Source organism: Mesorhizobium sp. 113-3-3 (assembly GCF_016756495.1).
Lineage (GTDB): Bacteria > Pseudomonadota > Alphaproteobacteria > Rhizobiales > Rhizobiaceae > Mesorhizobium.
Genome location: NZ_AP023243.1, coordinates 6,522,821 through 6,547,240, shown reverse-complemented (window position 1 = coordinate 6,547,240; position 24,420 = coordinate 6,522,821). Strand labels below are relative to the sequence as shown.

19 protein-coding genes and 2 pseudogenes are annotated in these 24,420 nt (G+C 59.6%); 15 read left to right on the top strand and 6 right to left on the bottom strand.

The window, feature by feature from the left end:
- Positions 1-1,507: 1,507 nt before the first annotated feature.
- The 12 genes and pseudogenes from JG746_RS31530 (at position 1,508) to JG746_RS37880 (ending at position 14,798) form a co-directional block, all read left to right on the top strand.
- On the top strand, positions 1,508-1,831 hold the full coding sequence (locus JG746_RS31530; protein WP_006328923.1) for a DUF736 domain-containing protein: 324 nt from the start codon (positions 1,508-1,510) through the stop codon (positions 1,829-1,831).
- Between the two features lie 162 nt (positions 1,832-1,993).
- Positions 1,994-2,263, top strand: a complete 270-nt coding sequence (locus JG746_RS31525; protein WP_006328932.1) for a helix-turn-helix transcriptional regulator — start codon at positions 1,994-1,996, stop codon at positions 2,261-2,263.
- The gene (locus JG746_RS31520) at positions 2,260-2,808 is read left to right on the top strand and encodes a S26 family signal peptidase (protein WP_010913839.1); all 549 of its coding nucleotides are present in this window, start codon (positions 2,260-2,262) and stop codon (positions 2,806-2,808) included. Before JG746_RS31525 ends, JG746_RS31520 begins: the two co-directional genes overlap by 4 nt.
- Entirely contained in the window at positions 2,796-3,479 is a 684-nt protein-coding gene (locus tag JG746_RS31515) for a lytic transglycosylase domain-containing protein (RefSeq protein ID WP_027033383.1), read from the top strand. Before JG746_RS31520 ends, JG746_RS31515 begins: the two co-directional genes overlap by 13 nt.
- A 198-nt stretch (positions 3,480-3,677) precedes the next feature.
- Positions 3,678-5,648: a relaxase/mobilization nuclease RlxS gene (gene rlxS / locus JG746_RS31510; RefSeq protein WP_202324022.1), complete on the top strand. Its 1,971-nt coding sequence runs from the start codon at positions 3,678-3,680 to the stop codon at positions 5,646-5,648.
- A gap of 231 nt (positions 5,649-5,879) precedes the next feature.
- A complete protein-coding gene (locus tag JG746_RS31505) occupies positions 5,880-6,962 on the top strand; it encodes an AAA family ATPase (protein ID WP_069091179.1) in 1,083 nt (360 codons plus the stop codon).
- 103 nt (positions 6,963-7,065) lie between these two features.
- Positions 7,066-9,429, top strand: coding sequence for a S8 family peptidase (locus JG746_RS31500; protein WP_244730944.1), 2,364 nt, complete (start codon positions 7,066-7,068; stop codon positions 9,427-9,429).
- Between the two features lie 11 nt (positions 9,430-9,440).
- Positions 9,441-10,340: a hypothetical protein gene (locus JG746_RS31495; RefSeq protein WP_202324016.1), complete on the top strand. Its 900-nt coding sequence runs from the start codon at positions 9,441-9,443 to the stop codon at positions 10,338-10,340.
- 654 nt (positions 10,341-10,994) lie between these two features.
- Complete coding sequence (locus tag JG746_RS31490; RefSeq protein WP_202324014.1) at positions 10,995-12,173, top strand: DUF6884 domain-containing protein; 1,179 nt, start codon at positions 10,995-10,997, stop codon at positions 12,171-12,173.
- Positions 12,166-13,785, top strand: a complete 1,620-nt coding sequence (locus JG746_RS31485; protein WP_202324012.1) for an SIR2 family protein — start codon at positions 12,166-12,168, stop codon at positions 13,783-13,785. The genes JG746_RS31490 and JG746_RS31485 overlap by 8 nt, the downstream gene beginning before the upstream one ends.
- A 13-nt stretch (positions 13,786-13,798) precedes the next feature.
- A complete protein-coding gene (locus JG746_RS31480) occupies positions 13,799-14,242 on the top strand; it encodes a nucleoside 2-deoxyribosyltransferase (protein WP_202324009.1) in 444 nt (147 codons plus the stop codon).
- A 23-nt stretch (positions 14,243-14,265) separates the two neighbouring features.
- Positions 14,266-14,798: pseudogene (locus JG746_RS37880) on the top strand (DUF3363 domain-containing protein).
- Between the two features lie 77 nt (positions 14,799-14,875).
- On the opposite strand, the gene JG746_RS31470 reads toward JG746_RS37880, so the two are convergent.
- The 4 genes from JG746_RS31470 to JG746_RS31455 are packed head-to-tail and all read right to left on the bottom strand — an operon-like array spanning position 14,876 to position 17,806.
- A complete protein-coding gene (locus JG746_RS31470) occupies positions 14,876-16,423 on the bottom strand; it encodes an E2 ligase fold family C protein (protein ID WP_202324007.1) in 1,548 nt (515 codons plus the stop codon).
- 3 nt (positions 16,424-16,426) lie between these two features.
- Positions 16,427-16,903 carry a Mov34/MPN/PAD-1 family protein gene (locus tag JG746_RS31465; protein ID WP_244420607.1) on the bottom strand — a complete coding sequence of 159 codons (477 nt, stop codon included), beginning with the start codon at positions 16,901-16,903 and terminating at the stop codon, positions 16,427-16,429.
- A gap of 8 nt (positions 16,904-16,911) precedes the next feature.
- On the bottom strand, positions 16,912-17,529 hold the full coding sequence (locus tag JG746_RS31460) for a putative metal-binding protein (protein WP_010913845.1): 618 nt from the start codon (positions 17,527-17,529) through the stop codon (positions 16,912-16,914).
- Positions 17,522-17,806: a DUF2604 domain-containing protein gene (locus JG746_RS31455; protein WP_044549170.1), complete on the bottom strand. Its 285-nt coding sequence runs from the start codon at positions 17,804-17,806 to the stop codon at positions 17,522-17,524. Before JG746_RS31455 ends, JG746_RS31460 begins: the two co-directional genes overlap by 8 nt.
- A 722-nt stretch (positions 17,807-18,528) precedes the next feature.
- On the opposite strand from JG746_RS31455, the gene JG746_RS31450 reads away from it, so the two are divergent.
- From JG746_RS31450 to JG746_RS31440, 3 genes and pseudogenes are all read left to right on the top strand, one after another.
- Entirely contained in the window at positions 18,529-19,545 is a 1,017-nt protein-coding gene (locus JG746_RS31450; RefSeq protein ID WP_202323996.1) for a DUF1403 family protein, read from the top strand.
- 5 nt (positions 19,546-19,550) lie between these two features.
- Positions 19,551-20,257 (top strand): annotated as a pseudogene (gene scpB, locus JG746_RS31445) (SMC-Scp complex subunit ScpB).
- A gap of 24 nt (positions 20,258-20,281) precedes the next feature.
- On the top strand, positions 20,282-20,773 hold the full coding sequence (locus JG746_RS31440) for a hypothetical protein (RefSeq protein ID WP_202323995.1): 492 nt from the start codon (positions 20,282-20,284) through the stop codon (positions 20,771-20,773).
- Positions 20,774-20,796: 23 nt separating this feature from the next.
- Here JG746_RS31440 and JG746_RS31435 read toward each other — a convergent pair whose 3' ends face one another.
- Positions 20,797-22,803, bottom strand: a complete 2,007-nt coding sequence (locus tag JG746_RS31435; RefSeq protein ID WP_202323994.1) for an ATP-binding protein — start codon at positions 22,801-22,803, stop codon at positions 20,797-20,799.
- Positions 22,800-24,140 carry an SIR2 family protein gene (locus tag JG746_RS31430; RefSeq protein ID WP_202323993.1) on the bottom strand — a complete coding sequence of 447 codons (1,341 nt, stop codon included), beginning with the start codon at positions 24,138-24,140 and terminating at the stop codon, positions 22,800-22,802. Before JG746_RS31430 ends, JG746_RS31435 begins: the two co-directional genes overlap by 4 nt.
- Positions 24,141-24,420 lie beyond the last annotated feature (280 nt).

The following is a 24,420-nucleotide window of genomic DNA, read 5'->3' as shown; positions in this document are numbered from 1 at the left end:
GGTTCTGTTCATAGCTTTCTACGTGCTTTGGTGGGCTCTAACGGATAACAGCAAGCGCTATGCCATTTCACTTGGGGGCACCGAATCGGACTATCTTTTGCCGAAGCCCTGTCGGCTTGAGCAGGGGCGCCGTGCATTGACCGAGACCGAGCGCGCCGCACAATCGCTTGGTCACCCGGACCGAGCAAAGGTGCTGTACTGTCGGAGTAGTCAGAACTTCCGCGCCGGCAAGGGAAGGCGAAAGCCGTTCCGGACGGGCCGAGCCGATGCATTGCCGCACGCCGGCATCGACCGCGTAAGGCTTTGTCTCTGGCGTGTAATTGCGTGCGCAGGCTGCGATCTGCGAAGATGCGGCCGTCGCGCCTACGATCGCGCTGTTGCTGCTCCCCCTGTCGAGGAAGGCCTTTGACACCTCCGAGCTCTTCAGCACGGCGCGCCGGTCTCCACGCCCTGAGGATCGAGTCCGGCTGGGCGTCACGGCGTTTGCGAGATTGAGATTCCTTGATTTGCTCCCTCGTGCGCGCCTATCCGAAAACATTGTTGTGTCCCGAAGGCTGACAAGAATGTCGCAAGCGCGACCAAAAGATCGCCACGGCCCACAGGGGCAATTGCGACCAGTGGCCTTCTTCGGAAATCGGGGGAGCAATACCCTTTCCTCGTCGACTTCGGACGCGGGCTCAGCCGTGCCCGCCGCGCCGCTAGGAACGACCTAACCTTGGCGGATGGCGGCTGGCCGATCACCCGGGTATGTCCGCGTCGATAAAAGAAAAGCGTCTGGTCTCAGCCAGGCGGACCTCGCGAAGGCCATCGGTATCAATTTGGTCGAATTCCTCGATCACGCCGAGACGATCGGTTTCGCTCCAATGGAACCAGCTGGCGCGGATTCGACCAAGTTCCCAACCGAAAACACACGAAACGCGGCGGCTTCCGACCGCCGATCAATGGGCCGAGGCCCGGTCGCTGTTACCCTCGAATGAGTCCGCCATGCCGAGGCGGCTCGTCGATAGCCGCGGGTTGGCGCCTCTCCGGGGCGCGTTGGCTGCACGTTCCGCCCCTTGGACCCCGCTTCCGGCAACAACATCCGGCCGCCAAAGCTCGCCCTTGTCAGTGCTCGATTACCACGCCGAGATGCCTGCTGGGGCTCCCGGTGCACGGGCACATTTATCGATCCGGCACGGTGTTGAGCGTGCGGAACCCGCCGCACGCGTTCCGATCGCTTGTTGTGCTCACCCGATCACGCGACCTGTCCCCACACGTCTTGAGGACATTCCCCTGCGGCTGGCTCATTGACCTATGGGCGGTTCCAGCCCGCCCGAAACCCTCGCCACCAGCTTTTTTCCCCGCCGCATGACGCGGCTTCCTCGCGCCGCTTCGCTTCAAAAAAGCTGCCCGCTCGGGTCCTTCGCTGCCGCTGCGGCCCTGCCGGGTTCGGGCGGTCCGGACGCGCCCATCACGGTCCGCCATCGCAGGGGAATGGTCCCCGGCGACAGCAGAAGGAGACAGGAAAATGACCGCGATCGGCTACGTCAACAAGCAGGAAAACGGCAGCTACAAAGGCCAGCTCAGGACGCTCAGCGTCCGCGCCGACATCGACATCGTGCCCAATCGGAGCAAGTCCGCCGACAACCATCCCGACTTCCGGGTGCTGACGCAGGGCGTGGAGGTCGGCGCCGGCTGGATCCGAACCGGGGAGACTTCCGGCAACGACTATGTGAGCTTGTCCATCGCCGCACCGGAGTTCGGTCCCCGCAAGCTCTACGCCAATCTCGGCCGCGCCGCCGGCCAAGACGATCAAGACACCTACGCCGTCATCTGGAACCCGGCCGACTGACCGGCCGGCTCAAGCCCTCGCGCCGCAACTCGGCGCGGGGGTTCCCGCCGACGCTCGCCCGAAGGGGCGGCGAAAACTCCCACCCGACTCTTCGCCCGTCCCCAGGACGACCTCGCTCGCCGATCCTCGCGGTCGCTTGTCCGAAGCGAAACGAGGACCATCATGGACGACGAAAACGACCGCGCGGCCCGCGCCAAGAAGGGCAGTCCGTTTCTGAACACCGCGCAGGCTGCCTTCTATATCGGCCTGTCCCAGCGCACCCTGGAAAAGATGCGGCTGACCGGCGGCGGCCCGAAATACCGCAAGCACGGCCGCTATGTCCGCTACCACATCGACGAACTCGACGACTGGTCGAAAGGCCGCCCGCCAGAACCCGGCTCCGACGATGACAAGGGCGGGTCCGGCTCAGCCGACGAGGGAGCCCGCTCATGAGCCAGCGGCCTTCCATCCATCTGATCGGCAGCCGTTTGCGGCGCGTTCGGGCGCGCAACGCAATCGCCATCGCCGCGATTGGCCTGAGCCTGACAGGCTTCACGGCGCTCCCAAAGCCGTCTCCCTTGCTGGTCTGGAACGCCTCGGCTAGCGCGCCGGTCGGTCTCTATCGCGTTGGGTCTGGCACGCCTGCGCGCGGCGATCTTGTGCTCGCCCGCCCGCCTGGCTTCGTTGCCTATCTCGCCGACCAACGCGGCTATCTGCCTCGCAATATACCGCTGGTGAAGCGTCTCGCCGCGCTGCCGGACGAGCATGTCTGCGCCTTTAGTAATGCCATCATCATAGGCGGCGAGATCGTCGCCCGTCGGCTCAAAATCGACACGCAAGGCCGTCCGCTGCCCTGGTGGAACGGCTGCCGAGCGCTCGCCCATGACGAGGTTTTCCTGCTCGGCAACGAAAAAAATCACTCCTTCGACAGTCGCTATTTCGGGCCGGTGCCGGCCGAAAACATCATCGGGAGGCTGGTGCCGCTATGGACCGAGTGACCCTCCTGATGCTCGGCATGATCGCCGTCGCGCCATGCGCCTGTTCCGCCTCGACCGGCGCTGAGCCAGCCGTCATCTCCCAAAGTCCGCAGCTGCAACGATGGCAGCACTTCGTATCGGAAGCAAGCGCACGCTTCCACATTCCCCAGGCCTGGATTTGCGCCGTCATCGATGCCGAAAGCCGCGGCAAGACCGTCCTCGATGGCCGTCCCATCACCTCCCGCGCCGGCGCCATGGGTCTTATGCAGGTGATGCCCGGCACCTATCAGGAGATGCGCGTCGAGCACGGTCTGGGAGCCGACCCGCACGATCCGCGCGACAACATCTTGGCCGGAACCGCCTATCTCAGCGCCATGTATAAGCGTTTCGGATTCCCCGGCCTGTTTGCCGCCTACAACGCTGGACCCGAGCGCTATGAAGGCCATTTGAAGCTTCGAAGGCCGCTGCCGAAAGAGACCGTTGCCTATCTGAAACAGCTTGAGGCGACGGGGATTTCGGCGGCCGACATGAACGAATTCAAAGGCCAATCCACAACTTCAAAGGGGCGGAACGCTCCCTCCGGACGCTCTTTGTTCTTCCTTCGCGACGGTGTTCGCGCCGGTGAAACGAATGGCGGCCTTTTCGTGCCGCTCGGCAGGGATCTCGCGCGGCCAAAGAAGCACAATGGCTAGCGCTGTTGAGGGCATCCGGGAGGGGCCAGGGACGCTTAAGGCGAGGGGCGAGGGGCGCGTAAGGCAAGATAAAGGCACCGCCTCCGATAGGCGGTTAAGTCTTTGTCTGCACATCGCTTTCCCAGGAGGCTGCCAGCGGCACCAAGAGGCTGGGGCGCGCAAGCCGCTGATTTTGTTGCAGTATTTCGGGAGGCTTGCATGACAGACGACGAGTTCAGGCCAAAGCTTGGCAAGATCGGGTCGCGCGGCTCGAAGGCAGAAAAACGCTTCGCCGGCCAGGTCCGAGCTGCAATCAACCGAGCCGGCGGCAGGTCCCCGCGCGGTGGCCGCTTCACGGGAAGCCGGGCTGGGCGGGGTGGGGCCGCAGCCGCGCTGCTCAAGTCACGCGACCGCTACGCCGCCTTTCGGCTGCGACGTGTCGTCGTCAAGGCACGGGTCGTCAAACTGGCCGGCAAGGGTTCCGACGGAGCGCACGCGCACCTGCGCTACCTCCAGCGCGACGGCGTCACCCGCGAAGGCGAGCCTGGCCAACTCTATGGTGCCGACAAAGATCGGGTCGATGGCAAGGCCTTCCTCGATCGTGCCGATGGCGACCGGCATCAGTTCCGTTTCATCGTCGCCGCCGAAGACGGCATTGAGTATGACGACCTCAAGCCACTGACCCGACGCTTGATGGCGCAGATGGAAGAGGATCTCGGCACCAAGCTCGATTGGGTTGGCGTCGACCATTTCAACACTGGCCATCCCCACACCCATGTCATCGTTCGCGGCAAGGACGATCGCGGCGAGAATCTCGTCATCGCCCGCGACTACATCTCGTCCGGTTTGCGCGAGCGCGGGGCCGAACTGGTCAGCCTCGATCTCGGTCCTCGCACCGACCGCGAGATCGAGCAGCGCCTGCGCCAGGAAATGGAACAGGAGCGCTTCACCAGCATAGACCGGCAGCTGCTACGCATGCGCGACGACGACGGACATGTCACGCCGGACGGCCGGGACGCCTTTCGCCAGACGCTGCATCAGGGACGCCTGCGCAAGCTCGATCGGATGGGGTTAGCCGATGAGATCGGCTCTGGCAGGTGGCGTCTGGACGACGAGCTTGAGGCGACGCTGCGCCGCGTTGGCGAGCGCGGCGACATCATCAAGACCATGCACCGCGAGCTGACCGGCAAGGGGCTCGCCCGCAGTGCTGCCGATTACATTGTGCATGATCGACCGGAACCGCTGGCCGCACCTATTGTCGGTCGCGTCGTCGTGCGTGGGCTGGCCGACGAGATCAGCGACCGGCATTACCTCGTCGTCGACGGTGTGGACGGGAAAAGCCATTATGTCGATATCGGCAAGGGCGAGGCCGCTGGGCCGACGCCCGACGGCTGCATCGTGCGTGTCACGCCGAGGAACATCGAGCCCACGCCGGTTGACCGGGCGATCGCCGAGATCGCCGCTACTCATGAGGGCCGCTATTCCATCGACATTCACCTCAAGCATGATCCGTCCGCCACCGAACGCTTTGCCGAAACCCATGTGCGGCGGCTGGAGGCGATCCGCCGCGCGACCGCCGGCGTGGAGCGCGAGCCGGACGGAGCCTGGATCATCGCGCCAGATCACCTCAACCGTGTCGCTGACTATGAGCGCCAGCGGGCCAGGGCCGAGCCTGTTGTTGTCGACGAGCTCTCGTCAATGCCGCTGGAGCGACAGGTCCGTTCTGACGGCGCCACCTGGATTGACCAGCAGCTGGTTGCCGACCGACCGGAGGCCTTGCGCACCTCCGGCTTTGGCGGTGAGGTACGGGAAGCGCAAGTCCGCCGGCGGCAGTGGCTGATCGCGCAAGGCCTCGCGCATGAAGAGCAGAACCGGACCGTCTACCGCGCCAACATGATTTCGATCCTGCGCCAGCGCGAGCTGAACCGTGTCGCCGGCCAGCTGTCGGATCAGCTCGGTCTCGCGTATGCCGAAGCGCAGCCTGGAGATCGAATAGAAGGCACGCTGCGCCGATCCGTCGACCTTGCTAGCGGCAAGTACGCTGTCATCGAGAAGTCGCGAGAATTCACGCTGGTGCCATGGCGACCAGTGCTTGACCGACATCTCGGCAAGGAGGTTTCCGGTGTGGTGCGCGGGGAGGCCATCTCATGGACCCTCGGACGGCAGAGGAGCGGACAGAGCGTTTCGTAGTGGCGGCGCGGCGTGAAAGGAGGTACTGCACGTCTCATCGAAACCGTGTCACCTTTGAACCGTCGTGGCAGCCTCAAAACCGAACGTTAACGGGCTTCGAATGACAATAGGATCGTCAGGAGAGGGGCAGCTTTTTGCACCCTGCCTCTGGCGCTGGTTGCCAATTGGCTTATCATTAATGGGAAACAGCGCCGCATTGGGGACGAGTCGAGCGCGGAAGGTAACGGAACAATGGCGCGAACCGGCATCGCACGGAAGGATGACGATCTTGGCTTTTCCAGCGACCGTGCCTCGCTGCCGCTTCAGGCGCTTGTCGCCGAGGCGCGGGCCCAACAACAGAACGGAATCGCTGAGCGACTAGTCGACGCGATCGACGCAGATCGTAGGAAGAGGTCCAGTGCGCCGAGAATGCGTGAATACGCCATCCCGCCAGAATTGAGTGACGCACTGGTCGAGCTCAAGCCGAGCCGTAGGCTCAAGGATCTCGTCCTGGCACCGGAGACGTCGGGGGAAATCCAGGAATTCATTGACGAGTATTCGGAAATCGGATTGTTGCGGTCCCACGGTCTCGAGCCGCGGCATAAGGTGCTGTTGGTCGGGCCGCCCGGGACGGGCAAGACAAGTCTCGCTGAAATACTCTCGCACGAGCTGCGGCTGCCATTTTATGTCGTCCGGTATGACGGACTTATCGCCAGCTATCTCGGCGAGACCGCATCCCGCCTTCGCCGGCTCACTGATTTTGTCGCCGGGCAGTCCTGCGTGGTGTTTTTCGACGAATTCGACACGGTTGGCAAGGAACGGGGCGATACCCAGGAGACCGGAGAAATCAAGCGCGTCGTGAGTTCGCTTCTGTTGCAAATGGATGCGATACCCACGAACTGCGTGATTGTGTGCGCCACCAATCACCCCGAGCTCTTGGACCGTGCCGTGTGGAGGCGCTTCGAGCTTCGAGTGGACGTGCCACTTCCACGTCCGCAGGAAATATCCCAGTGGTTTCATCGGCTCCGGAAAGACTACGGTGACTCTATTGCCTTTATTGAGGAAAAATTCGTACGCACATTGAACGGTCTGAATTTCTCGGATATCGAAGCCTTCACTTTAGACGTGAGAAGGAAGGTCGTTTTGTCTCGCGGAAAACTTGCCGCCGACCAAGCGCTGCTTGAAGGTCTGGCCAAGCTCCGGCGGAAACGGTCAATTCGGGGGGGGGCTGAAGATAGTAGACCGGCCGATCATACGCATTCGCCGAAGCGAAAACGTGCTCAAGCGCTTAAAGGGGAGCCGAAAGGCTCGCTTCCCGAGGGCTCGCTCCTCTGAGGAACAATCCAGGAGGCTGGCTCCGGGCATCGCCCTCCTAAAGGAATCACTAGAAGCTGGGGCAACCACGAATGCAGCGTTCGCTTCTCCCGAACGTGCCTTGGTGTTCGAAACCATCGGTCCGGTCGAGCGGTTCGTTGCGGCCGCCGAGCAGCTTGGATTCGAGTGGCTGACCGAGGACTATGTCGGCTCAGACCCCGACCCTGTCACCGATGACGATGCGGACCAGGACGACGCGGGAGATGCCGACTCCGCTATGTCTCGCCTCTACCTCACCATGCCGACCGAAAACGGCATGCGCCAGCTGCTTGCCATGTGGCGGCGGTTCGAGTCGAAGCTATCGCCTCGCGAAGACGAAAAGGATTGGTGGAAAATATTCGGCTACCTTTCCAAAATCCGGGTGTGGAATGCTTCTGACAGGGTTGAACCGGCCACCCAGTTCTTCATCCACCGCCGTCTCGCGAAGGATCCGCAGGCGCCGGTGCGGCTTGAACTCGATCTGTGGTTCCACGAGAACGAGGAACTCCGCAAGAATGCGAAGCAGGCGCTCGAGGGCATTCTTTCAGCGGTGGGTGGCCGGATTGTCGATTTCGTGACGATCGAGCCCATCCGGTACCAAGTGGCACTGATTGAGGTCCCGGCCCAACAGGCTAGCGCGATTAGTTCCCGCACCGGGCGCTTGGCCAATGCCGACCCGATCATGTCGATCCGTCCCCAGTCGCTATACGCCACCAGGCCCCTCTCCGAGCCGGATTCTGCGGTGACTAGCCTGCGTGAGGGCACAAATGACGGACTGCGTCCCGCGGTGGCCGCGATCCTGGATGGATACCCAATGCAGAACCACCGCCTTCTGGATGGGCGGGTGGATGTCATCGAGGTTGACGTGTCGAGCGCCTGGGTTCCCGTCGCTCGGCGATATCATGGTACTGCGATTGCTTCCCTGATCATCCACGGCGATCTAGCAAATGGAGAGGCGCCACTGACGAGAAGCCTCAAGGCGGTTCCCGTCCTGGCCGCACCCCAGCATCTCAATGACGAGCGTACGCACCAGGACCTTCTTCCTATCGGCATCATCTATCGGGCGGTCTTTGCCCTGAAGGACGAGCACCAGCAGGCTGGGCCGGCGGGGCCCGATGTCCTGATCATCAATCACTCGATCTGTGACGCAGAAGGGCCTTTCGTGCGTCGGCCAACTCCCTGGGCGCGACTGCTTGACTGGCTATCGCACAAATACGGCATCCTGTTCGTCGTCAGCGCCGGAAATATAACAGCACGGTTTCCCTCCGGATATCCGGATCAGGCATCGTTCAACGCAGCTTCGCCCCTGGAACGACAGATCGCGCTCATTCGTGCGGTCGAGGCAAGCAAGGGCATTCGCGGTCTGCTCAGCCCTGCCGAGGCCATGAATGTCCTAAGCGTGGGTGCCGTGCATGCGGACGGGGCGGGCGCCTGCCCTTCGGACACTATCGACCCGTTCGCGCCGATTGGCGTTCCAAATCTCGGATCGGCGATCGGCCCCGGGATCAACCGTTCACTCAAGCCGGATATTGTGGACATTGGAGGTCGGCAGGTCGCAAGGGCGGCCGATCACGCCGATGGGCACCTCGTCTGGCCGGACGAGATCGGACACATTGGCCTGGAGACGGCAGCACCCGACCCTTCGGCAGGATCTGTTACGCGTACCCGTCGCTCGACCGGTACGAGCAACGCAGCAGCTCTCGTAACGCGTTCGGGTATCCAGATTGTCGACGCTCTTGAGGAGGTGCTGGCCGAAGACGGGGTCAGCCTGCGGGATTTCAAACGGGCGGCTCTCGCCACGAAAGCATTGCTGGTGCACGGCTCCCAGTGGGGCGATGCCGGTACCTTGCTGGACGCCTCTTATCCACCGCCGGGCACGAAACAATGGCGGCGGCGCAGGGCAACGGTCACGAAATTCCTAGGATACGGCAAGCCGACGGTCGAGCGGGTGATATCAGGTGCGGTCAACCGTGTCACCCTGCTTGCCGATGATGAGATCAGCCACGAGCAGCTTCACGAGTATCGCATTCCAATCCCAACCGGCATGATCCGCTCAAGGGAGATCCGTAGGATCACTATGACGCTCGCATGGCTACCCCCGATCCATCCAACCTCCATCGCCTATCGGGGTGTGATGCTGGACGTCGTCGATCAGGACGGAAAGCGTAAGTTCTGGCGAGGTGTGAAGACGATCATGCAGCCCCATCCGGATGATATAAGGCGCGGAACCGTGGCGCACTTCATCCTTGAGGGGAGCAACAGCACTGCCTTCATGGACTCCAGCGGGCTGTTCATAGGAGTCCAGGCGCGCGCCAACCACCGGAATTTCCAGCAGGCTGCGGTTCCCTATGCACTCGCGGTGACGTTGGAAGTCGGCGCCACCGTGCGGGAGGATATTTACGCCTCCGTTCGCGAGGCCATCCGGCCAAGGCCGCGCGTACGTGCTTGAAAGGGGACCGAATGGAATTCGACAAATCAGATTGCATCGGAGCCAAGCATCCTTTGGAGATCGCCGCCTATCTGGAGGAAATCGGCGATCACGAAGCGGCTTCCCGTTTCCATCAGCTGGGGGCTCGAAGTCAGGCGATCAGCGTTCCCTTCTTCACCAACGACCAATGGGCTAACACTGGCGCGGCGATCGGGTTCATTCCCGAGAATGGATCTTCGGCGGGAGATAGACTGGACATCGTTCACGCAACGTCGATGGCGCCCGATGAAAGGCTCCAAGGCGCGAGTTTGAAAATCACCCTCGATCGGTTCTACGTTCACAACTATCCGGGGTCCGGCCGCCACGAGATACTGTGCGAATTTACGGGGAAGAACCAAGCTGGGAGCAAGTCGGAGGAGATGCGCTTTGCCTTGAAGACCATCGCCACTGACGGCAGCGCAGCCCCGTTGCTAAGCTTGCCCATCTTCGTCGGAGTGAACGTTGGCAACGACGGCCTGAGCTTCGAAGGGCGCACCATCAACGTTCGCAGCGGCGGAACCGACATGCTGGTGGAAGCGCTGGATAACTCTGCTTTCAAGGAAGGGCTATCGCTTCTGACCACCGCGCAGCCCGTGCTCGTGCCCTTCGTTCAGCTCGCCAAGGGCGTTGTTCGTGCGATCGAGAAGCAAGGCAACAACCGGCCTGTCTTTTCATTCGGTCTGGGCTTGGATTTCTCAAAAACGGCCACTTCCGCCAAATTGCGGTTAGGCTCATATGTCGTTGTGCAGACAAATGAGGTCGGCTGGAATTGGAGCGATTTCGTCTTTAGCAGGCAGAGCGGAACTGTCGCTCCCAAGCTCAGCGGCGCTTCCCCCATCGCTCTCAATTACATGATCTTTGGGGTCACACGAGCCGGTCAAGCAGCGCCTTGAGCGTCCAGGGGGGAACATGATTCAATGCAGCAAAATCACCGAGTCGTGTGAGAAGCTGTGCTCGATCATGTCCTATGATGACTCTATTGACGGATTTGGCAAGACGGGTTTGAGCGTCCGAGAATCCGCATCTCTCCTCGGCAGGAAACCCAATTCCATCTCCAAGAGTCGTAAGCTTGACGAGGTGCTGGACTGTCTGGGGGGCATCGCCACGTTGCCGGCTGAGCTGCCTATCCTCGATGTTCACGTCAGCCCGGTTTTCGCACGAGTAGGCCTATCGGCTAAGAAGCCACGCGGCGCGGCAGCCTCGGCAAGTTCGGTGGCGACAAACAGATCGGCTGTAGTTAGGTGCATGGGAATTGCCCCCGATCTTACACGCACACGGACGCAGCCCAGTGCTCCTTGGCAGTACGCGAGCCTTACCAAAAAGCCATATGGCGCTGGCACTGCTGTTTATCACAGGCTTGTTCAGCTTAAGGTCGGTCGATCACTGCGTGATAGCCATGATGTAGACGCCGCAAGGATTCGTCGAATCATTGTCGATCGGACCCCGGTGGCGTTAACGGCTGGTCTGGTCCTTTGTCGACTCGCTCTTGCCAAGCCATTCCACAGCATGAAAGCCGCGGATGATCCTGCAGCCAGAGGATTGGCGTGATGCAGGGCGAACTGTTCGAGCCTCCGACAATGCTTCTCCGAGAAGCTGTGCTCGGTCGCAACGGCGTCGTTCCACTCATTGTCATTGGCTGCGGCCGAAAGAAGCGCCAAGAAGCCGCCCCCGCAGATCAGCTCTATACTTCGGACCGATTCAAAAGTTGCATCAATCTTGTTCGATCGCTCGGCGCGCCGTACGCAATTTTGTCGGGCAAACACGGGATCGTCGCGGGCGAGATGGTTATCGCTCCGTATGATCTCAATCTCCCCGATCTGCCTGAAGCCAATCAACGCGATTGGGCTGAGCAGGTGCTTGATGCGCTTGCTGCTCGTGCCGAAAGCAGGCAGGTGACGCTGCTTGCTGCTAACGAATACAGTATGCCGTTGCTGGAGCTGAACAGGGCCAGGGTCTCTCCGTTGGATATCGTCGCGCCCTGGTTGGGCCTTGAATACTCTGACCACGCCATTTGGCTAGCGGAAGCAAAACGAATGGCGGCAAGGATACAGGACCTGGATCGGCTCTATAATTGGATTGGTGAAGAGCGCATAGCGGACCGTGTGTTCTCGTTCAGGGAACTTTCGTCGAGATCCGTGCCAAAACGCGGGGTCTACATATTCCTGGACGGCGCCGAACGGAACTTCCGAGGCGCTGGTTTCCGAGTGGTGCGGATCGGTACCCACGCAGTTAGCGCTGGCTCGCAGGCTTCCCTGCGGGGTCGATTGCGCAATCACCTGGGACCTTCCAGTCAGATCGGCAACCATCGTGGCTCCATCTTCCGTCTGCACATTGGTAGAGCGATGCTGGAGGCCGGCCCCGGCCATGGCAGCCTTGCGACTTGGGGTGAGGGTCAGGACGCTCGCCCCGAGGTGAAGAGTTTGGAGATTGCGCATGAGCTTGCGGTCTCACGATATCTTCAGGATTTAGAGGTGGTTCTGCTTGAAGTTGATGACAAACCTAGCAAGGAAAGCTTGCGCGCTAAGGTTGAGATGCAGTTGATTGCGCTTTTTAGCGAATCGATGCGGATAATTGATTATCCCGGTCCTGACTGGCTTGGCCTCAAATCTCCTGTAGCACATATCCGCCAATCTGGATTATGGAACATCCGTGGGGTCGGGGGAAAATATGATCCAGCAGCAGCGGGCTCAGTCGCCTCGATATTTCGAGGTCTGAATAATGGTTAGTGACCTTCATGCCGCCATCGCGCGACAGCCGCGTCTCCCGCGATTTTTGTGCCACCTCTACCAAAGGCTGAGACTGCAACGGCTGAACCTGGTGACGGGAGCCGGAATTTCAATCGACGCCAAGGTGCCCGGGTGGCAGGATCTATTGAAAAGGCTTGCGGAGATTCAGGGCGGCCTCCCTGATGATTTAGCAGCACACGTTGCGGCGGGACTCCAACCTGAATATCTCGGACAGATCATCTATCATCGCTTCAGGGGGGCATGTCCTGTCACGGATCCGGCAGAGCTTAGGTCCGCAACGGTCGAATATGAATGGGGCGACGCTATTCACAAGGCGATCTATGAGAAGGTCCCGCAAACAATCGCCGAGGTCATACAAACGCATCCCTATCTCGCACAGCTGCGTGATCTGTCTCGCAAAGTATCACTGGTAATAAATTTCAACTTCGACGATCTTCTGGCTGATGCGATAGGGGAGCAGGTAAAGCAAAGCGCTTTTGGCAGCGAGTCCGGTAACGCCCTAAGCGTCACTTGGCAACCGCCTCTTACCGATCGAGGGAATCTGACGACAGTTTATCACGTCAATGGAATATTGCCCCGTGTCAGCCTTAAGAAGCGCAGCCCCCAACTGATATTCACGGAAGATTCTTTCGCGGATGCTCGTGCACGTTCCCCCGGTGTCAGTTCCGAGTATCTGTTCCTTCGCTTTGTTCAAAACACAATGCTGTTGATTGGTCATTCGCTTGCCGATAGCTCACTCAAAAATTACCTACGCCTCAACCGGGATAAGAGCCCAGCTAACCATCACTATATGATATACTGGATTAAGGAAGAAGGGGTCCTATCAGAGGCGCGAAGACAGGACATATTCGAGGCCAATCTCGAGCTCTATAACTTGGTAACGATATTTCTCACGTCTGCTGAGATCAGAGATTTTCTCGATATTCTTAATCTTGATGAAAGAGGGTTCAGCGAAACCGTGGAAACGCTTGGAAAGGATCGGCGCTCTCGGTATCACTATTATATAGTGGGGCCTGTCGCCTCCGGGAAATCGACATTGCTCGAGCACTTGCGATGCTTTCAAACACACGAAGAATGGACACGGCCACCTCCTCGTGAAATGTATATGGCGTCAAGTAAGATCACTGAAGATCAGCAGAAAATCGTAGATCAATTCATATATTCGGAACTGAAGGAGAAGAATCGCCGTATGCATGCGGCGACGGCGGGGCTTCATTTTATGGATCGTGCCCCTTTGGATCTTTATGCCTTCTCTAAAGGCGATGACGAGAACAAGGTAAAGTCTCATGCATTGCGCGATCTAGTAACTCGCGATCAGCCTCTTCAGAAAGGAGAGATCATTTTTATCGAGGCGGACTCCAAGACGCTAGTGAAGCGAAATATGGCGCGAGGTCGCCCTCCGGAGGAGGCGGGCAAGCAACCCTATTTTGATGCACAGACTATGACCCTCAAAATGATCTACAATCCGTCGTTTGTCCTCTCAACCGATGAGAACAGTCCAGGTGACGTTGCTCGCAAGGTGGCTCGGCACGTTCTATTCGAGGAATATGAACCGACCGAGCTCAACACGATTATCGCCCGCTATGAATGATGCTCGAACGTCCATGCGTATCTATCTGGCAGCGCCACTGTTCAATGACATTGAGCGCAGCTTCAATGAGCGGCTGACAAGCCTTCTTGAGCCTATGGCGCACGTTTTTCTTCCTCAACGCGACGGAAAGCTCATGCGCGATCTAGTCGATGGAGGGATGCCATTGGAGGCTGCGAGGCAATTGGTGTTTGAGGCGGACATCAATGCGATTAGGAGGTGCAATTATATCGTTGCTGTACTGGACGGTCGCACGATTGATGAAGGCGTGGCATTTGAAATTGGCTACGGTCGGGCGCTCAACAAGGTGTGCCTTGGTCTCAAGACCGATGATCGCACATTGCTACCCTCCGGCGACAATCCCATGATTATTGCAGGATGCAAGAAGATTTTTGCTAACACCATCGAACTCGTTGCTTGGTTACGCGGGGGATTTCTCTCGGCACGCGACGCAGGTTGAAGGGGCGGCACGCTACCCGAGTCATGATGGCGGGGTGTTCGTCGATCCGCAAAGAGGCGCATCACGCTGCGGATTCGCTGGAGCGACAGGTCAGCTTTGACGGCGCCACCTGGATTGACCAGCCGCTCGTTGCCGACCGACCGGAGGCCTTGCGCAACTCCGGCTTTGGCGGTGAGGTACGGGAAGCGCAAGTCCGCCGGCGGCAGTGGCTGATCGCGCAAGGCCTCGCGCATGAAGAGCAGAATCGGTCCGTCTACCGCGCCAACATGCTTGCGATGTTGCCAGCGCGAGCTGAACCGTGTTGCCGGGCAGCTGTCGGAGGAACTTGGACTGCCTTGTGTCGAAGCCCGGTCTGGAGAACGAGTAGAGGGTACGCTACGCCGGTCCGTCGAGCTCGCCAGCGGAAAATATGCCGTCGTTGAAAAGTCGCGAATTCACGCTGGTACCATGGCGGCCGGTGCTCGAGCGGCACATCGGCAAGAAGGTGTCCGGGATCGTGAGCGGGGAGGGGATATCATGGACGATAGGTCGGCAGAGGAGCGGGCCCAGCGTGTAGTTCGCCCTCGTCACGAGCACAAGCCGCCGGCCCTGGGATCTAGATATCCGCGTCTGCTTAGGGGGCGGAGACATCGCCTAGCTGTTCAACGCGCTTGCCGTATTTGCGTATTTGCGCCTGTAAGCGGCAATGAAATCGTCATCGCTACAGATGCAGCGGCCGCTGGAATCCTTGGCCTTCGGATCGTGCAAGCGGGAGCTAAGTGGGCGCAGAAGATTCACCCGAGTGCTCGTCGTCGGGCCCACGGGAAAACCCGCGCTGTGTTTGACGAGCTCGGCGGCAAGCATAATCCCGGCAAGCGCTGACTGGAAGGCCATCGGAACCACGGTTCGAACGCGGCGACTTCCATCACTGAGCTGGAACACCAGACCGCCGCAGATAGCCTGCTGATAAAAGGAACGCAGGGGCTGGCCAACAAACGGGGCTAGCGGTTCAAACGGCACAGCCATCGCTGTAGCCACCCGAACTACAAAGTCGTTGGGAACTCCGGCATTGGTCTGCAGGAGCGTTTTCACCTGCTCGTGTGCTTCCGGTATTCCGAGTTCCTCGGCAATCAGCTGGTGCTCGTCCTTGGATTTCCCGGACGGCAGGTACATGCAACAAAGGCAAGCTTGGCCGTCATCGAACCCGTGCCGCGAGATGCCGAGGTCGTGCTCCTGCGTCCAGGCATTCGCGATCCATCGGGGCAGAGCACCTTGGACCGCCAGACGGTCGGCGGCGGTGTCAAGCGCCACACCCACTCGGTCGAAGACCCAGTCGCCGTGGCGCGCAACATATTCTGCCCACGTCAGCGGGTGCGCCTCGACCCCAATGGCCGTCGATCTAAGGGCGGTGGCTGCAAGAACCGCCTTGGACATGCCAATCTCCGCCTGGCCGGCCAATACGTAGCGCTGCAGGTTTGAGAGTTCGATTGCTTCGTGATCGATTACATGCAGACGACCCGTGAGACCGGGTTGTCTCGCTAGCGCCCAAAGCGAGCCATGGCCTATCGCACCGAGCCCAACGAGGTGCGTTTCGCCAAGGTCGACAGGTATGTCGATCGGGCCTGCCTCGCCGGCTTTGGTCTTGTCGTAGCTGTATAACGAGAGGTCGATGGTTTCGTCTAACTCGGCGCGGGTCAGCTGGGCGGCGAAGATGGTTCGAAAGACGTTGGCGGCGCCGAAGCAACTGGCGGCGCCAGCTCCATAGGGCAGCAAACTCGAGCCGGAGCCCACCGGGTCCGTACGCGACAGCTTTGCCGCCCAACCGTCCGATCCCATGAAAAAGGTCGGGCACCGGAGTGGTGGGCGCGTCACCCCTGCAACTACGCAGATGGTGGCAGACTTGCCGGAACGCCGGATGCCAACTTTTGGATTTATCGACTTTGCCAAGCGCTCCAGCGCTTGGGCTTGAAAGCTTGCCGCGCTGCCCAGCGGGAGTATCGCCAGAACTGGATAGAGCCTGGCGAGCAACCTCACCGCAAGATCTAGTGTCGCCTGGCCTTCGGCGCAGGAAGCGGCTTGATCGTCAAAGGCGACGGCCACGACCTGCTTTTCAAGAGCTGCTTTAAAGTCCTCCAGATGAAAATCGGCTAGGACCTGAGATGCCGCCGTGGCGGCGCGGTCGATGAAGTTAGCGAGTGCCATTGTTCAACTCGTTATTGTGATCATTCGCGACAGTGCCGCGGAAGGGAGCGCATTCCAGTTGGCTTTTCCGTCGAGCCGATAGGCGGCGACTCGAGCAAAATCGAAAGGCTCGCGGGCGAAATTCGGCACTACCAGCGACAGACACCCAACCGTGGTAGCAACCGCATAAGCATCGTCGGTCGTCGAATGGTAGGCTCGGCCCGGATGGCTATGGATCTGGGCCAAGAGTTTCAGGCCGCTATTGTAGAGCCAGACATTAAGCCGGTGCAGTTCCTCGGCCGGAACCATCACGCAAACACCATCGCCCGTCCGAATGTGACGCTGCGCCGGGAGCACGGTCTCTGTTACGGCAAAATGCTGGTCTTGCTGAACGCCGACCCAGAGCGCCATCCCCTCATTGCCTTCGCGACCAACCGAGCGCAGATGCGCATGCACAGTCGAGATGCAGTGGCGCGGGAGCGTCACGGTCGTTACATCCATCAAAACGCTCATTCCGGGATGGCGGATGGGGGTACTACCATCGCTCCCACTGAGATTTGGAACTGATACTGTATCTGCTCCACGGGGCCGGTCCCGTACTTGATGATCTTGTCCAGGATAAAGGCCAAACAGCCTTCGCCAGAACCCCGGTGGAGAAGCCATGAGTCACCTGAATGGGCTGGATTGTCGTGGTATTCCCGGACGCCTGCCATGCACAGGAATGGCGTATGTTCCGCACTGTTGGCCTGGAGGAAGTCCGCTAGCGACAGAGCTTTCTGCTGCATGAGGACCGAAATCATATCCGGTGGGGTTCCGGGTAGATGCGGTCGTCTGAGCATACTTAGCAGTAAATCCTTGCGGGCAACCGGCCGGCGGGTAAAGGGGTCGACGAAGACTACCGACGGAGGTCGGAGGTCGTAATTGGAGAAGTCGATCTCGACAGCTGCACCGATTATCTGTGGCCTTATCTTGGGCGGTGCGAAGATGAAGAAGGCAGTAGGGAATCTCGCCTCGATCAGGAAACAACCCTGAGCCCGGTAAGCGCCCGCTTGTGTTTGGAACCAGCCGATCTGCCGATCGAATTTCGCTCGCGAGACCGCAGGGTCCACAGTCTGGATTTCAGGCACCTGCTACACCCGCCTTCAGGCTGAGGAACAGGGTCACAATGTTCGCGAAACCGAAATCGCCAACTTTTTTGTCAACGTCGAGCAGGTTGCCGGCCTCATCCTTGAATTCCCAATTCTCGGCCGGCTGGGCGACGTTCTGCGTGTTCTCAAGGGCTTTGGCACGAACGACGTGAAGCGGCTGGTTGGGATTGGCTTCGACCTGCGTGGGCTGGCCGTTCACCACCACCGTGATCTCGATCTTGCCGCCGTGATCGCCCTTACCCGAATCCTTCGACATTTGTCCTACTCCTGTGGCTTGCCAACCGGCCCCAGGCGCTTGTGCCCACCTGCTAGTGAGACCGGCGATCTTCAATCGTCCACTCGGCGCCACGGGCCGCGAGTACGCAAAAGACAGGGGATAAGCTACCGAATCGGTGCTACCTTCTTTTATGCGTGACTTGAGCGGCAAGTAAACGGGCTGAAATTGCGCTTCACAACTATAATCGATTAGAGCAATACGAAAATATTGGCGATACACCTATTTCATGTGCTCTTTCACGCGCCTGCTCCACTGACAGCCCCCGTGCAAGTCCGCCTGCCGGTATGATTTCAGGTTCGATTGGGCGGGCGCTGTGACCGTTTGGCTGCGGCGGCTTCTAGCCGCTGCAATCTTGACGGAGGGTTTATCGAATAGGCAATCACGTGGAGCTTTAGAGCTGGTGATCCGAGCTCGGCCTATTCGAAAGGTGGCTCGGAAGCAGGTCGCCGTGACCAACTCCGGGTACCGGGATAGTCGCGACGAGAAGACGGGACTGTCCGGATTGACGTGAGTGGCTGCACCGAACCGTGGTCCGGGTGTGCCCGAAGAGTGATGTTATCCAGCTAACTTGTTGCGAGTGGAAGAGTAGAGTTAAGCAACTGATAATGCAACATTATCATTCGTTTTGCGCTTCCGACAGGTGCAGCGCTTTTTGCCTATTTTCGTTGCTAAAAGCGCCGTCATGATTCATCCTGCTTGCAATGATTCTGCGCCCCAAATCTCTCTCGCGCCACCCCGGCACGCTTCTTGGCGCGGCAGCCGTTACTCCACCGGTCCCCGTCCCGACCTGGCTGCGCCGGTCCGTCCCGGATGCGCAAGGCCTTGCGGGAAAAGATGTTGACGACGTCGCGTTCGCCGCCGGCGCCGCCATCGGCGCGCTCGATGCTGTGGTCCGCCGGCAGGAGCGGTGGGCCGGCGCCTGGCGGCAGCGGCTGGCAATTTCGGCGGCCGCGGCAACTGCAAAGCAGGCCGGCCGCGTCGAGGATGAAAGCGCGGTGCGCGACGCCGTGTTGCTCACACGACCGGGCGACAATGTCGGTCCCGCCGGCCTTTTCCTTCTTGCTTGGCGGCGGCTGGCATCTCGCCCAGCGGACGATCTGCTGACGGAGAAAAACCTCGCCGCGGTGCTGGAAGATCTCGGTCTCACGCGCGGTGACGAGGTGGTCAGCGATCTGACGGACGATCTCCGACAGCTTGCCGCCAACGCTGGGACGGTCGAAACGCTGGTCGGAGCATTCGCGGCTGCGGAGCGTTACGGCTTCGGGCGCGTTCTCGGAGCTTGGCTTGCCGATGTCTTGCTCGCGCAGCGGCTAGGTTGGACACATGCAGTCCCTTTGTTGGGCGGCGAGGCTACCTTAGTTGTGGGTACGAGCCGGCCGCGTCGACCAGTGACTGCCGTTCTAGCAGCGGGTGCCGAAACGGAGGGCGGGACCAAAAGTCTGCAGGCCGCGCAAGCGCGCGCTGCGCTGCGCGCCATTGATCTTTTCGCCGAACTCGAGCGCCGTGCGGACCGGCTGCTTGCCGTTGCCCCGAAACTCAGAGCCAAGGCGGCGGGTGCTGTCGTCGAAAAGCTCTTGTCCGACGACGCGATCATTGCCTCAGAAAACATCGCTGGAATGAGCGACCGCGGATTGCGCCGCCTGTTCGACCGGCTGGTCGAGCTCGGTGCCGTGCGCGAGCTGTCCGGTCGTCCCACGTTCCGCATCTACGGGCTGTGACGATCATGGCGGAGGCAGCGCGCAGGCGAGGGGGGAGCCGGTCAGATGACCGTCGATCAGCTGATCAGCTGTTTGACCGGGAACTGGATCACCTGCCGCCGGAGGCCCGCTGGCGCGAATGGATGCATCGCGTCGAGGCAGCGATTTTTGCGGCCAGCGAGCCAGTCAACCGCGAAATGCTCGCCCGGATCGTCGGAAAAAGCTGCAGCATTGATCTCCTCATCGACGACATCCGCGAGGAGCTGCGCGGTCGACCCTATGATCTGGTTTCGGTCGCCGGCGGCTGGAAACATTTGACCCGGCCTGCCTATGCAGACGCCATCCGCGCTGCTGTAGGTGGAAGTGGAAAGACGGCCGACCTTACGCAGTCGGAGGTTTTGGTCTGATGTGCATCGGCTACTTCCAGCCGATCACCCGCGCCGAACTGTCGTCTTTCTTCGGCAAGGAGATCAGTCGCGATTTTATTGGTCATCTGCGCGGTGCCGGCCTGATCGCTTCCGGTCCGCGCAGCCCAACGCCGGGCGCGCCCTACACCTATGTGACGACAAAAGAATTCCTGCTGGAGTTCGGGCTCGACACGCTGCGCGACCTGCCGGATTTCGAGGCGCTCGAGGATGCCGGACTGCTGTCGAAGGAGAAGCTGCTGGCTGGTGACATCATGCCAGACTTTTCCGGCAGCCAGCAGGACGTCGGCGTCGAGATAGAGGAATAGGTTTGTCGGAGGGGGAGGGGATCGATGACTGGGAAGTGGTCGCGATCGGGAATTCCGCATAAGGGCTGGACCTGCGTCAATGTCGAGGATCTCGATGAACCGTCTGAGATCTGCGAAATGTGCGAAACCCAAGAGATCAGATACGTCCATTATATGACTCATCCTGACCATGCCGAAATGCTCGGCGTGGGATGTGTCTGTGCGGAGAAGATGGAGCAGGACTACGAGGCACCGCGAATGCGCGAACGTGCGCTCCGCAGTGCTGCTCACCGCCGACGCAATTGGCTCCTGCGCAAGTGGCGCGTCTCGCACGCTGGCAACAGCTATTTGAATACCGACGGGCTGAACATTTCCATATACCGAAAAGGATCGGACAGTTGGGGCGGCCGGATCCTGGAGCGCTCATCCGGCCGATCCGTGGAGTCTCGAAGGCGCTATGCTACCGAAGCCGCGGCAAAACTCGGCGCATTCGATGGAATGATCTTCTTGAAAACGAAAGGCTGGCCAAAGACATAGAGCTCCTCAGTATTCGGCTAGTGTCACACTAGATCTGAGAATACGTCATCCGGATCGGGTACGAGCGGGGCGAGTCGGATGTTCGCTCGGCGACCTTCCTCGTGGAACCAGAGATCAACTATTTTGGTGTCGTCGCTGGATGGCCGGGGAGACGCGTCCCTGACGCGGAACGTCGTCGGCAAATTCACGGATGTTCCGAACACCAACGCGTGCTGCTTGGGGAGGGATGGCAACCGTTTGAGAACCGCGTCGGAAATAAATGGAGTCATCTGACGGATTTGCGACAGGTCGTCTGGGTTCTGAATGCGGTGAACGACAAAGTTGGAGCACTGAGACAACACGGTTTTTGAAAGCTCACTTGGCCTCTGTGATGCTACCATGAGGAACATACCGTACTTGCGACCCTCCTTGGCTATCCGCTCAAAAACCTTCGCTGCGTCCAACGCATAACGGGAGGGTGTGGAGGCAATATAGCGATGAGCCTCTTCAAGCAGCAAGTGAACTGGGAAACGGTTACGCGGATCGGCTTGCCGCAGCAGCCTAAACGTCATGCGTGCGAGAACCGAGCAGAAAAGCTCGACGACGTCATCCGATACGGCGTTCATATCGACGATCACGACCTGACTGGTCTTAGTCAGGCCACTGCCCTTCGCGGTCAGCCCGAGGATTCGGGCTAGGAATTCGCTCTGACCTTCACCGGCTTGCCCCCCGACTGGCAGTGAGTGGCGCAGAAATTCATACTCCCGACGCTCCTCAAGCGATTTCAGGCGGGTGACCATCTGCGAGCAGTAGTCACGTATCTGGCGGTTGCCGTGTGCCTCCTCGTAAAGGATGGCGAGATCCATTGCCTCTCCTAGTGAGCGGAAATCGAAAGGGATGTTTTCGTAATCCGGCAGCTTCAACTCGTCGATAACAAAGGCATTCTCGCCGACGAGAAAGTCGTCTAAACCTTGGGCATCAGCCAGCTGACCGTAGCTAATTGCAATGAAAGGTTGGATGGATTGCAGATTGATTTCACCAGTGTTGAATCGCTGGAGGATGCCAACTATCCGGTCATGCTTGGACGGACTACTGGAATCGTCGCGCACGATCTGCGTGATACATTTGGCAAGGATGTGGTTCTTCACGCCGCCGAGATCGTTGGCACCAGCTTCTGAGAACATCGTTGAAAGGCCAAGCGCCATGCGCAGTATGGGTACCTGCGTGCGTTCGCTGGCCTGGAGCAGCAGTTCCCACTCTGAAAGATCCAAGAACCAATGGGGCAAGCGGAAGCCAGTGGCTGTGCCATCGAGTACGACCCGGTCGATCCCAATACCGCCTGGCTTTGCCAGTGGTTCTAGCGCCTGCCGATACTCGCCGTTGACGTCGAACACCACGAACGTGGCGCCCCGGGCATGATGTTCGTCCGGTTTTTCAAAAAGCGCCTGAAGAATCGAAGCGACTGTGCACGACTTTCCGCTTCCCGTGTTGCCAAGCACTGCGACGTGACCACCGAAGAAATCGTCGAGGCGGACCTTCACCGCATAGTCCTCGAACACCACGGACTGACCGATGCTTAAAACACGAAAGCGGGTGGCTTTCGCCGGCACACAGATTTGCCCGTCAGGTCCGATGCCGGCCTCAACCTCGGTTTTCGTCTCAAATATCCGGTCGAGTTCGCTGTCGAGGGCATACAATGCGTCCGCGTAGAGCGAAGGGAAGACCGAGACACCGAACCGGAATTTTCCATCGCCCGAAGCAGGCAACATGCCGACGGGCACGACATCGAGGAATTTCGCCGATCCTGCTTTGTCGAGGTCGCCTCTCGAGGATGCAGCAACATCACGTTCGCGCAGCCCCACAACCTCAGCGACAACATATTCGGCGTGAGTCGGTATCATCAGGAACGAGCCCAAACGTGCGACGTAGTGCACGTCGTCAAAGCCCACGACCGTGAAGTTGTCGGTTCCCGCGTGCATCTCGACCACGAACCTGTCTGCTGCCACTGACGTGACCTTGCCTACCGCCCGTTTGCGATCGTCGTGACTCATTCGGTATCGCCCTTGTCCGGAGCCAATTCCTTCATCACCTTGCGAACGGCGTCGTCGATACGCTCGCTTGGCCGCTGAGGCATGAACCGATCGACCATCGTGTCGAAATAATGTGCCCTTGTACCCGGCTCCGGACCGTCGCCACCGATTATCCAGATCCGCGGATCACCAAGGGCGCGCAGTTTGGCAATCTCTCCGGGTGCGTCCGGTGATGCAAAGATAATCAACCGAAAGGTCGGTATTGTCAGCGCCTGGTAAATGATGTTGTTCAGGTGCTCATCGCCGAACCCGTAGCCCGAAGTCACAAGCACGCTTTGCTCGCGGACGATGCGCGACTGGAATTCGCGAAAAAGGTCGGCATATGGTGACCCTAGACTCGAGTTCTGCTTTGCGGGCGTGGGAAAGATCATCATCTTGGCGCTGCCGTCGGCCGGCCACTTCTCACGGATTGGGAACAGGCCGTGATCGTCTTCTGTCCAGCTGATCGATCCGTGTAACTTGCACAGGTAGACAAACGCATCGACCGCCGACCATTTGCGGTTTGAAAGATCGAGCTGCTCAGCCAAGGCGTAGCGAAATGTGGAGGGATTGAAACGGCGCTCTATGATGCCGGAGAAACCGTTGGCATAGGGAATGCCGAGGCGGTCCATCGCCGTTTCATTGAACAGATCATAATTCGTAGTGAACACCCATGGCCGGGGTAGGCTTCGGTCGCGCAACACTAATTTTCGGTAGAACTTCTCATAGAGGTCGCGGACAGCTGTATCTCCCTTCGCGAAAGCACCGTCAGTGCACCGTTCCCAGAGGAATGCCTGGACCTTGTTGATTACCTCCGTCAGCTCCTTGGCTCGCGCCCAATGGGATGATTTCGCGCTGCGTTGGGAGACGAAACGAAGACTGTGCAATACCTCCATCAAGCGCTCAAGGTTGCGAGCGTACTCATCTTCCAGTTCGACGCCCGCCTCTTGGAGAATGGCTACTTCTTCTTTGGTTAGAAGCCAGTCAGGCGGCTCTACAGGGGGCACGTCGGCGCTGCCTTCGCCCAACAGATCCTCGTCTTCCGCAGCCTGCTGTGCGGCTGCCAACGCTTGGGTGGTAGTGTTGCAAAATATCTCAGCGAGGGGCTGCATGGTTGAGATGCCTCGCTCCTCTCCGTCGACACGCAACGAGGAGCAGCCAGCGCCCAACAGGAACGCAACGTTGCGCGCGTTCAGGGCATCGGCGATGCCCTTTTGAACTGTCTCGACTCCTTGGGACCAATCTATGTTGGCAGGTGTCGAATCGCCGTTGCGGACAATCTGGAATTGGCGCCGCGGCGCCACATCCTCGTCAGCCATCCCTCTTCTTCCCCCATATATGCGAGCACCAAGAATATGCCGCAGTAGTGGCCCACCGTTCAAATTAAAGCAAAGATGATTTGTAACGACTGGCAGGTCAGCACCTGCAAACTACGCTGCTTTGAAGCGATCAGCTGCTGAAAGCCCTCGCGTGAGCGGCTCCGCTTCGGGCCAACGATAGATGTCCCCGCGCAGAAACCGAAGTTCGTCACATCAGACCATCCTCAGCCTCCGGTGCAACATTAGGCTGTTTCCGCGCAGGCCGAGCCGGAGCAACGCG

What these genes read in the sequence shown, in the direction of transcription:
- JG746_RS31530 (WP_006328923.1), top strand. Translation starts at nt 1,508, where the DNA reads ATGACCGCGATCGGCTACGTCAACAAGCAGGAAAACGGCAGCTACAAA.
- JG746_RS31525 (WP_006328932.1), top strand. Translation starts at nt 1,994, where the DNA reads ATGGACGACGAAAACGACCGCGCGGCCCGCGCCAAGAAGGGCAGTCCG.
- JG746_RS31520 (WP_010913839.1), top strand. Translation starts at nt 2,260, where the DNA reads ATGAGCCAGCGGCCTTCCATCCATCTGATCGGCAGCCGTTTGCGGCGC.
- JG746_RS31515 (WP_027033383.1), top strand. Translation starts at nt 2,796, where the DNA reads ATGGACCGAGTGACCCTCCTGATGCTCGGCATGATCGCCGTCGCGCCA.
- rlxS (WP_202324022.1), top strand. Translation starts at nt 3,678, where the DNA reads ATGACAGACGACGAGTTCAGGCCAAAGCTTGGCAAGATCGGGTCGCGC.
- JG746_RS31505 (WP_069091179.1), top strand. Translation starts at nt 5,880, where the DNA reads ATGGCGCGAACCGGCATCGCACGGAAGGATGACGATCTTGGCTTTTCC.
- JG746_RS31495 (WP_202324016.1), top strand. Translation starts at nt 9,441, where the DNA reads ATGGAATTCGACAAATCAGATTGCATCGGAGCCAAGCATCCTTTGGAG.
- JG746_RS31490 (WP_202324014.1), top strand. Translation starts at nt 10,995, where the DNA reads ATGCAGGGCGAACTGTTCGAGCCTCCGACAATGCTTCTCCGAGAAGCT.
- JG746_RS31485 (WP_202324012.1), top strand. Translation starts at nt 12,166, where the DNA reads ATGGTTAGTGACCTTCATGCCGCCATCGCGCGACAGCCGCGTCTCCCG.
- JG746_RS31480 (WP_202324009.1), top strand. Translation starts at nt 13,799, where the DNA reads ATGCGTATCTATCTGGCAGCGCCACTGTTCAATGACATTGAGCGCAGC.
- JG746_RS31470 (WP_202324007.1), bottom strand. Translation starts at nt 16,423, where the DNA reads ATGGCACTCGCTAACTTCATCGACCGCGCCGCCACGGCGGCATCTCAG.
- JG746_RS31465 (WP_244420607.1), bottom strand. Translation starts at nt 16,903, where the DNA reads ATGGATGTAACGACCGTGACGCTCCCGCGCCACTGCATCTCGACTGTG.
- JG746_RS31455 (WP_044549170.1), bottom strand. Translation starts at nt 17,806, where the DNA reads ATGTCGAAGGATTCGGGTAAGGGCGATCACGGCGGCAAGATCGAGATC.
- JG746_RS31450 (WP_202323996.1), top strand. Translation starts at nt 18,529, where the DNA reads ATGATTCTGCGCCCCAAATCTCTCTCGCGCCACCCCGGCACGCTTCTT.
- JG746_RS31440 (WP_202323995.1), top strand. Translation starts at nt 20,282, where the DNA reads ATGACTGGGAAGTGGTCGCGATCGGGAATTCCGCATAAGGGCTGGACC.
- JG746_RS31435 (WP_202323994.1), bottom strand. Translation starts at nt 22,803, where the DNA reads ATGAGTCACGACGATCGCAAACGGGCGGTAGGCAAGGTCACGTCAGTG.
- JG746_RS31430 (WP_202323993.1), bottom strand. Translation starts at nt 24,140, where the DNA reads ATGGCTGACGAGGATGTGGCGCCGCGGCGCCAATTCCAGATTGTCCGC.